Source organism: Acidiphilium sp., from assembly GCF_049977125.1.
In the GTDB taxonomy this organism is placed as follows: Bacteria; Pseudomonadota; Alphaproteobacteria; order Acetobacterales; family Acetobacteraceae; genus Acidiphilium.
In genome coordinates this window covers 1-1,875 of the sequence record NZ_JBMFGY010000340.1, presented here as the reverse complement: position 1 = coordinate 1,875, position 1,875 = coordinate 1, and the positions used below count along the sequence as shown (strand labels likewise).

The 1,875-nt window shown below is 49.6% G+C and carries 1 protein-coding gene and 1 pseudogene; both read right to left on the bottom strand.

The window, feature by feature from the left end:
* Window positions 1-618 (bottom strand): DUF4238 domain-containing protein (locus ACP5E6_RS18875; RefSeq protein ID WP_427956998.1); only part of this gene is annotated, 618 nt, incomplete at its 3' end.
* Window positions 615-1,875: pseudogene (locus tag ACP5E6_RS18870) on the bottom strand (hypothetical protein); the annotation flags it as partial. The gene ACP5E6_RS18875 and the pseudogene ACP5E6_RS18870, both read right to left, overlap by 4 nt.

The window sequence follows — 1,875 nt, the reverse complement described above, 5'->3', positions numbered from 1 at the left end:
GCGCTTTCTTTCAACGAATAGCGTCGATGCCATATCTTCTGAAAAGAATTCACTCAATATGACCCAAACATTATCAAGATCGATATGGCTTTTTTTTCTCAAATCTGTAATAACTCGCTCTTTTATATTCTTTGTCCTCATGTATTGAACAGAAATATAGTATGAGAAATTCATACAATCATCATCGTTGATATAAAACGAAACATCTCCTGCGATTAGTTTTTTAAGCAAAGGAGTAAACAATGACTCAATTCTAAAATGATGGTCTTCTAAAATATTACACATATAAACATCTAATGCTTCATTAATTTCTTCGATATTTTTAATGAGCTTCCGGTTTTCATCGACGAACCGTCCGGGCAGTGTTAAGAGTTCTAAAAAACGTTCATGATTAGCCTTGTTATACGCTGGCGACTTATCGATCACCAGAAGTTGGATCAGATCAATATCTGCTTTTGTCAATTTTTGTAGTTTGTAGAAATCTCGTTCCACGGCAACATTTACAGTATTTGGATTGAAAATTTTTCCGTCGCGCAAGCACCAAATCTTATCGTTCGTTGCCCACGATTTCAGGTAAAATTGCCACACATGATGATGACGCCGTTTCCTGATGGTCACAAATTTATTTCTGCATCCGGGTCCCCGGCTGCCAGTGCGCTCATGTAAGCCAGACAAAGGTCGCGGGAGCGGTAGTGCCCATAGGCGGCGACCTCCTCGCGTTCGACGATCGGAAACGTCGAATAGATATAGCGCACATCGGTTCGGTCGGTGACCCCATGGAGATGAAAATACACAGCATCAAGCTTAGCCCGGAGCTTCAGCCGCCGGTCTTCATCCCAGATGAACGGCGGCTTCACCTTCCCGACCCGATCAATATACCCCATATCGACGGCGAACGGAGCCATGTCATGCGCCGTGTAGGTCAACTCCAGCACGGCTTCGTGCACGATCTGGGCGGCCGTCTTCTTGCCGAAACGGGTCGCCCTGTACCGATCAGGAGGAACAACCGGAAGCTGCTCGACCAAATACCAATTCACGCTCGTGCTGTGAATTTTCGATCTGGCTACATAGTCGAAAACAACCGAATTCATATTTCCGATAATCTCGGCTGCACACGCTCGATATTGTGATGTGTCCGCCGGAAACAGTATCGGCAACTTGTTCCCAAAACCAGAAAGAGGAACTATGGCTGAAATGATCGTTCTGGCGTCGGTCGCTCGCGCGATATCGCGAAACACGATTGCCCATTCTAGCCCTTCCGGAAAATCCACGTCTTTCAGCGGCACCCAATATTGCGGGGTTGGAAGAAAATCGGGATCGGCCTTTTGCTCGGCCGTAATGCCACCGCTCAGTGCCGCATTGTGAAGGTTCTTGGCATTCACCTCGACGGATGCCGCTCGATGATCGAATTGATGAATCATCCGACCGACATACAGCGGCACCCAGTCCCCAGCCTTGCTCCGAAACCGGTTGCCGCCGATCGGGTAAGCACCTTCCTTTTCTTCTAGTTCCTGCCTTGTGCGGAACAGGCCGGAGTCGTTGGTCATGTCAAACATGCGTAGGTATTTCACCGGCCACGTCTTCACCTCCGCACCGGTTGAACGGTCAACCAGCACGGGCAGACGGCTATAAATCGCTGTGGTCAGTGCGGCGTCGCGCCTGGTTCTGAATATCGGCGCAGTGCCGGTGTTCGGGTTGACACTGGCGAAATCCTGAGCCGAGAGCGGAAAGCACCGTTCCGGATCGAGAAGCTCTGATACGTCCTGCAGAAAGAAGGCGCAGCGCGTGTCGGCATGAACCGGCGACGGGCTGGCGACAAATGCGCAGAACTTGAACCGGCTATCAACGTCAGGGAAAAACGGCTGGGCCTCGAAC